Annotated in this window: 5 protein-coding genes and 2 pseudogenes; 5 read left to right on the top strand and 2 right to left on the bottom strand. The window is 59.4% G+C overall.

All coding sequences use genetic code 11. The annotated features are described in order from the left end of the window. The 4 genes and pseudogenes from AC5ZFO_RS46740 to AC5ZFO_RS46725 form a co-directional block, all read left to right on the top strand. Positions 1 to 147: pseudogene (locus tag AC5ZFO_RS46740) on the top strand (IS630 family transposase); the annotation flags it as partial. 27 nt (positions 148 to 174) lie between these two features. Continuing rightward, a complete protein-coding gene (locus AC5ZFO_RS46735; protein ID WP_496124100.1) occupies positions 175 to 801 on the top strand; it encodes a 3'-5' exonuclease in 627 nt (208 codons plus the stop codon). Positions 802 to 1,134: 333 nt separating this feature from the next. Next, positions 1,135 to 2,183, top strand: a pseudogene (locus AC5ZFO_RS46730) (IS630 family transposase). A 500-nt stretch (positions 2,184 to 2,683) separates the two neighbouring features. After that, the gene (locus tag AC5ZFO_RS46725) at positions 2,684 to 2,833 is read left to right on the top strand and encodes a hypothetical protein (RefSeq protein ID WP_164719105.1); all 150 of its coding nucleotides are present in this window, start codon (positions 2,684 to 2,686) and stop codon (positions 2,831 to 2,833) included. Between the two features lie 121 nt (positions 2,834 to 2,954). Here the strand turns inward: AC5ZFO_RS46725 and AC5ZFO_RS46720 are convergent, their stop codons facing one another. After that, positions 2,955 to 3,245, bottom strand: coding sequence for a hypothetical protein (locus AC5ZFO_RS46720; RefSeq protein WP_496124099.1), 291 nt, complete (start codon positions 3,243 to 3,245; stop codon positions 2,955 to 2,957). A gap of 1,784 nt (positions 3,246 to 5,029) precedes the next feature. On the opposite strand from AC5ZFO_RS46720, the gene AC5ZFO_RS46715 reads away from it, so the two are divergent. After that, complete coding sequence (locus tag AC5ZFO_RS46715) at positions 5,030 to 5,278, top strand: DUF3892 domain-containing protein (RefSeq protein WP_496124098.1); 249 nt, start codon at positions 5,030 to 5,032, stop codon at positions 5,276 to 5,278. A gap of 694 nt (positions 5,279 to 5,972) precedes the next feature. Here AC5ZFO_RS46715 and AC5ZFO_RS46710 read toward each other — a convergent pair. Then, positions 5,973 to 6,425, bottom strand: a 453-nt coding sequence (locus AC5ZFO_RS46710; protein ID WP_496124097.1) for a PLP-dependent transferase, incomplete at its 5' end; no start/stop codon positions are given.

Here is a 6,425-nt window from a genome sequence, read left to right as displayed (position 1 = left end):
TTGCAGCCGCACCGCAGCCAGACATTTAAACTGTCGAGCGATCCGCTGTTCGTCGATAAGGTGCGCGATATTGTCGGCCTTTACCTGTCCCCACCGAACCGAGCCGTTGTCCTCAGCGTCGATGAGAAAAGCCAGATCGTGGCGATGAAGGCCTTGCCATGATCGCCCTTCGAAGTGATCAAGTCCAAGCTCCTCCTTCAGCTGTTGAGTCGGTCCGCCTGGTTGAGCAGCTCCGTCTCCAGCGGCGCCGCATCCCAGACACCGTCCAGATGCGTGGAAAGACTTATCACCAGCATCTCGCGGACGCTAACGGGGCACCCGACGCGTGGCGGCCAGAAGCAGTCGCTTTGGCTCAGGCGCTCCGCTTTTCCGGGGCGGTTTGCCACGGCCGATGCATGGCACGACGAGGCGCGCAGGCTGCTCGCACCGCTGCTTCCGGCCGACGGCCCATCCATCAATCAGCGGCTTCGTCGCAATGGTGAGTTGGAGAAGGTGTTGTTAGTCGCGCCTGCATCGGGCCACCCGGCGCGGACAATCCATAGCGTGAAAGGTATGGAGTTTCCCGGGATCTGCGTAGTGATGTCGCCGAGCACTGCGAAGGGCATCATCGATTCTCTGGCCGGTGCCGCTGCGGGCAACAACGAAGAAGCTCGCAAAATCTACGTCGGTGCATCAAGGGCGCAGCGTCTTCTGGCGATCGCGCTGCCGCGGTCGCAAGCCCCGCGTCTGCGGGATTTGATGGTAGCGATGGGCGGCGCCGTTGAGCTGTTACGCTCTAGCAGCCGCCGCTCAAGCCCTTAATTTAGTCCCGTCGCTTTCATCCACCTCACCAGAGAGCCGAGCCGTAGACCGGCGCTATAGTGATGCGATGATGTTGTCCAACCGTCGCAGTAAGTCATCGTAAGTCAGGATGTCGATCATATTGGCGAACTTGCGCTTGATGATCTCCAGATCGAGTTGCTGGCTCCCATCTAGTGGCCCGAGTCACAAGTTCGCAATCGTAGATTCGCGTTAGATTCGCGTCGCTGTGCCAGAGAGGCGGCTGCAACAGTGACGGAGGATCTGATAGCGGCCCAGCGACTTGCACCCCTGATATTGAGCGATGATGAGCGTGCTGAGCTTCAGTCGCTGACAATGCGGCGAAAGACGGCCCAGGCGCTGGCTCTGAGAGCCCGGATCGTGCTGACCTGCGCGGAAGGCGGTCAGAACAAGGAAACGCGGCCAAGCTGGGCCTAGAGCGGGGGACGGTAGGCAAATGGCGGCGGCGCGTTGTGGAGCAGCGCGTGGCCGGGCTGCACGATGAGCCGCGCTCGGGGGCACCGCGCACCATTGACGATGGTCGCATCGAAGCGGTGATCGTGAGGACGCTGGAAAGCTGCCCCGAAAACGCCACTCATTGGAGTTCTCGCGGTATGGCAAAGGCCAGCGGCTTGTCGGTGTCGACGGTGCAACGTATCTGGCGGGCCTTCGGACTCCAGCCGCACCGGCTGGAGTCATTCAAGCTCTCGACCGATCCGAACTTCGTGGCCAAAGTGCACGACGTTGTTGGTCTTTACGTCTCGCCGCCGGCACACGCCATCGTGCTGTGTGTAGACGAAAAGTCTCAAATCCAGGCGCTGGACCGCAGTCAGCCGATGTTGCCGATGCGTCCCGGCCAGCCGGCCTGAAGGAGCCACGATTACAAAAGACACGGCACCACCTCGCTGTTCGCCGCCCTCGACATTGCGACCGGACGGGTTATCGGCAAGTGCTACGGACGGCACCGTGCCGCCGAGTTCCGCAAGTTCTTGGACGAGATCGAGGCCGCTGTGCCGCGCCAACTCGACGTCCATCTCGTCATGGACAACTACGCCACCCACAAAACCCCGCTGATCCAGAAGTGGCTGGCTAAACGGCCGCGCTGGCATGTGCACCTGACCCCGATCAGTTCGTCATGGCTCAATCAGGTCGAGCACTTCTTCGCGCTTCTTACCGATAAGAAGATCAGGCGCGGCGTCTATCGCAGCGTAGCCGCCCTCAGGGCGGACATCGCCTCGTTCATCGAACGACATAACGCTGATCCCAAGCCGTTCTGGTGGACCAAGTCAGCCGACGACATCCTTGCTTCCATCGAGCGCTTCTGCCGTTACAATGCCCCGGTACAACGCGACGCGATGTTGCGAACTTCTGGTTCAGGACACTAGCGCCGAGGAACCATTCGAACGCCGATCAGGACCAAGAATGATCATGGCCTTCGGGCTTGTGACATGGATTGCCATGCCAGGCGGAAGCTTTGCAGAGTTCCTGTCGACGTAGGGGTACCAACCATGGCCTAAGTCGCGCGCGACCGTCCCAAATCATGCCTTCATAAAGGACAATCGGGAGATGCTGCCCCCTGGAGCGCATGTTCTCGAACAGCAGCTCATAAAAGCTTCTTCAGGCTTGCGCAGTTGCGCTGCCAGCGGATGGATTTTGCATGTGAGTCATTCGTTGAAGCCACATTGCCATACAGCCGTCGCGAATCGCGATCGGCATAGCGCTCATCTTAAATTCTGCATCGCAGGTAAGCGAGGCGGTTTGGTACCGGGACCGTCCAAAAAGACCGGGCCACGGGCCTTACGTTGCCCCGGATGCGCAAGCCGGAAGTTCATCCAAATATGCCATCTCCTCGCGGGTGATGCGATTGAACACCTCTGGGCACGAGATGAGCCATGATCTGCCATTCGGGCTCGCCCTCGAGGCAGAGATTACCTTCCGCGGCCGCCTTGGCACGCTCGATATGTTCGCCAACCTTGCCGTTCAAGAGGCCGTGTTGATTACTATGGCTGAGAAGGATTCGATCAGGAGAGCGTAGCGCTGCATCTCCTCCACGCTATTCAAGAGCGTGTTTAGCATGGCGCGGATATTGTCGTGCCGCGTTGCATAGTTTCGGAAGTGCCCGTTTGCGGCCGATATCACGGTAAAGACGATGGCGATCAGACGGCGATCTCTTCTGCTTCGCCGGGACCATACGAGGAGATGACTCCAAAGCGATGGCTTAAGGCCGCGATCGCATCTTTGACCGCTGGTGCGCGGACGATAGTCCATTCCCAATTGTCGCGGTAAGGCTCAAGCGCCTTGAACCAAGACGCTCTTTGCGCGCCGATCTCCGCCTTAAGATTGGCTGTTATTCGCTCTTCGAGAGAAGGAAGGCCTTTCCCTCGAAACGTCAGCGCGTCGATCCGAACCAGTTTCGGCGGCTTGTACGCGTCCTCGCCGTCCTTCAAATAGCATTTCAGGACGATCGTCTTTTTCGTGGGATGCCTGGACCCCTTCGTGGTCTAAGACAAATGCATTGCCGCGGTGCCGGCGGAATACGTCGCGAAAACTTTACGGGATATCATCGGTCGTCGGATCGACTCCATAGAGCACCCAGATCAGGTTGCCCCCTTCACGCTCATAATGGTGGGCAGCGGGCGGAGATTTCCGTTTGGAAGGTATTCGAGAGCTGGATTTCGATCGCAACGGTGCAAGGCCTTGCATTCGATATACACGTCGGGATACCTGCCAAAGCTGTTCTCTGTTGGCGGTAGGTACTGCGCGACTGTACTGCGGACATAACGCACGTCGGCCTTGGCGAGCTCGTCAAACGTTCGCAGAGCATCCGATGGGTGTGGGATTCCTGGTGGCCCTGGTACTGGGCTGCTCGGGCCTCGTCGATCGAAAGTGATCGCGGTGCCATGGGCAGCTAGGATCCCGCCTCTGTAGTGCACAAAATAGGGAAGCCCGCGCTCGCCCTGCTTTCTTGTCTGGATAAAGACACGACTTTCGCAGCGCAGGCACCTAGCTGTTAACCCGTCCTGGCGGCCACGGGCGCCGTCCGTTAGCCGATCCCGAAGGATGCCCCATGTTTCTTCGGACAAGGACAGGAGTTCGCGCGCCGACGCCGGGCCGATCGGCGGGGTAAACATGACTGCCTCGATGATGCGCCTTGGTGGGCGGTGCGTGGCAGACTCACTCAGCATTCTCCAAGGATTCCCGGAATGCATGTAACCGCCTGTCTCAGGAGGTCGGTGGTTCGAACCCACCCAACTGTACCAGCGAAATCAATAGCTTATTGTAGTCTTGCGCGAAGCAAATGGCCGTTAGCTACCAAATAGCTACCGCGGCGACGGAAACACTGTGTGATTCTAAAAGCAGTCATTCGTAGTGACGGGGTCAAAGTTCGAGTGCTATTTGCGACATCACTCAACCTAATGAATTGCTCCCGAGTCCTTGCGTGATTCGCGGTGTGATAACGTCAGTCCCGGCGACCGAGGGCAGGCCAATTCCCCTCGCTGTCGTACCGGCTGATCGCCGCGGCCTGCAAGGCCAGCGTTCGGCCGGTTCGCAATGCGCAATCGGTATCGAGCCAAAGACGTTCATGGATAAGCAAAGGTCTCCACCGGATCGAAGTCCAGGATAGCAAAGGCAATCCACACCAGGCTGTTCTTGAAATCCGGTATCGTAAAATCCGTATTTTGCCACCGATAGGCAAGCAGTCGCGGTATCCAGCTTTGACTTTGACAGTGATCCACGCTGATGAAAGAGGAGCGCCAAAGAACAGAAAGAAGATCGAGCTCACCTCGTCCCCTCTAGAAGCGCGCGTATGCGAGCAGCGATCTTCCGTGCCCCCTCCGCCCCGGGGGCGAGTTTCACGCAATCGAGTATGCCTAACACTTCCTGGGCGTCCTCAGCATCAAAAGTCGCGACTTGGCGATCTGCCAGGCTCAAAGACTGATCGGCCGCCGGGGCCTGATTGGCTGCAAGCACCGCAAGCCGCAGCGAGGTGATGTGCCGCTCGAACGTGTGCATCCGTTGGCCGGTAGCACCTTGTAGGGTGGTCGCAAGCGGTGGTAGCCAGCGCGGCCCCAGGCTGGCTACCTTTGCTCGTGAGAGGGTCACATTCTCCAGGCGCCACCAGAAAATGGCGCAGACAAGTAACCAGGGCACCTACCAGAATCGGCCGGTTCATCCTCCTCGACCATTCTCTAAGCTGGTCCGACAGCTTGCAGAGATGGGAGACACCCGCATGCCCAAACGCGTGCGCATTCGTTGCATAAACAAGACTGACAGGCGAAACGCACACGAGAGAATCAAAAATGTCGGCGGGGTAAATTCAGACGGAACGCGATGGAAGCTACCCGTTAAGAAGACTATCCGAGACCTCGAAAGCCGCGAGTGGGAGTACTACGTCGAACAATCAGGCGTCACCGTCGAGGTCATCGTCGCCACCGACGGCCGACACAAGTACATCAAGACAACAGTGGACGGAATTTAACCGGACAATCTCCTTTCCCTCCCTGAGTGTCCGTGAAGCTTATCGTATCCTAGATCGCCGGTAGTGCGGGCGCAACTCGGCGCCGTTCGGCCGCGCGGCGTCAGGCGCTGTCCCCGCCACGCCGCACTACCCTTTGAAGTTAGCGGCAACGTGACTCGGCGCTTGAAAGCCCCCGCGCTTACCCTGGGGGAAGCGCTGTCCCTGCCACATCCGTTAACCCCAAGCGCCCTGTAGCTGCGCTGGCTTACTGAAAGCTGACGAGACCGCGCGGCAATCCATAAAACGAAAAGCGGCCCGCGTGGGCCGCTTGCCGTCGAGAACAACAACTCATTCAAGGGCCCTTTGTCGCTCTCGAAGTGTCTCACCGGCCCGCACGTTTAGAGGCCAGCCAGTCTGCTAACTAAGCCGAGGCGGAACTGCTTCAGCTGGATGCAAAGCATGAGCACGGTGATCGCGTCGGGCACGGGATCAGGCGACGATTGCGAGTTGGTTTCGTTCGTAGCCCACGGGTCGCCCCGTCTCCGAATGGCTCGAAATCGAGTGAGATCGACGGCCTGCCGGCGATTCCCTGCTGAACGCATCCAGCAAGGGCTATTACGTCTGCCTCATGCGGCAGCTCTCGGGCGCGCAGAGCAATGCCGCCGCGGCGATCATGTCAGCGTGCCGCGCGTCCAATCCGCTTTGATTCCCTCGCTCAAGCCGCGTTCAGCGCCTGCGCGAGGTCCGCGATCAGATCGGACGCGGTCTCGATCCCGATCGACAGCCGGATGGTGGAATCGAGCACGCCGATCTTTTGGCGAATGTCGGCGGGAACGCCGGAATGGGTCATGGTCGCGGGCAGGCTCGCCAGCGACTCGGTGCCGCCGAGACTCACCGCCAGCTTGAGGATTTGCAGCGCATTGAGGAACTTCACTGCCGCCTCCTTGCCGCCGACGATGTCGAACGAGAAGGTCGATCCCGCGCCCAGGCATTGCCGCGCGAACACACGGCCCGAGGTCGAGACCTGCTCGTGATGACCGAGATAGTGAACCCTGGCGACCTTGGGGTGGTCGCGCAGATAGCTCGCCACCAGGCGCGCATTCGCATCGGCCTTTTCCATGCGCAGGCTCAGCGTCTCCAATGAGCGGTTGATCATCCAGCACGAATG

The organism is Bradyrhizobium sp. Unk1 (assembly GCF_059512345.1).
This window is presented reverse-complemented; position numbering and strand designations above follow the sequence as displayed.

Coding starts and splice junctions, on each gene's coding strand:
- AC5ZFO_RS46715 (WP_496124098.1), top strand. CDS start 5,030: ATGCCCAAACGCGTGCGCATTCGTTGCATAAACAAGACTGACAGGCGA.
- AC5ZFO_RS46725 (WP_164719105.1), top strand. CDS start 2,684: ATGAGCCATGATCTGCCATTCGGGCTCGCCCTCGAGGCAGAGATTACC.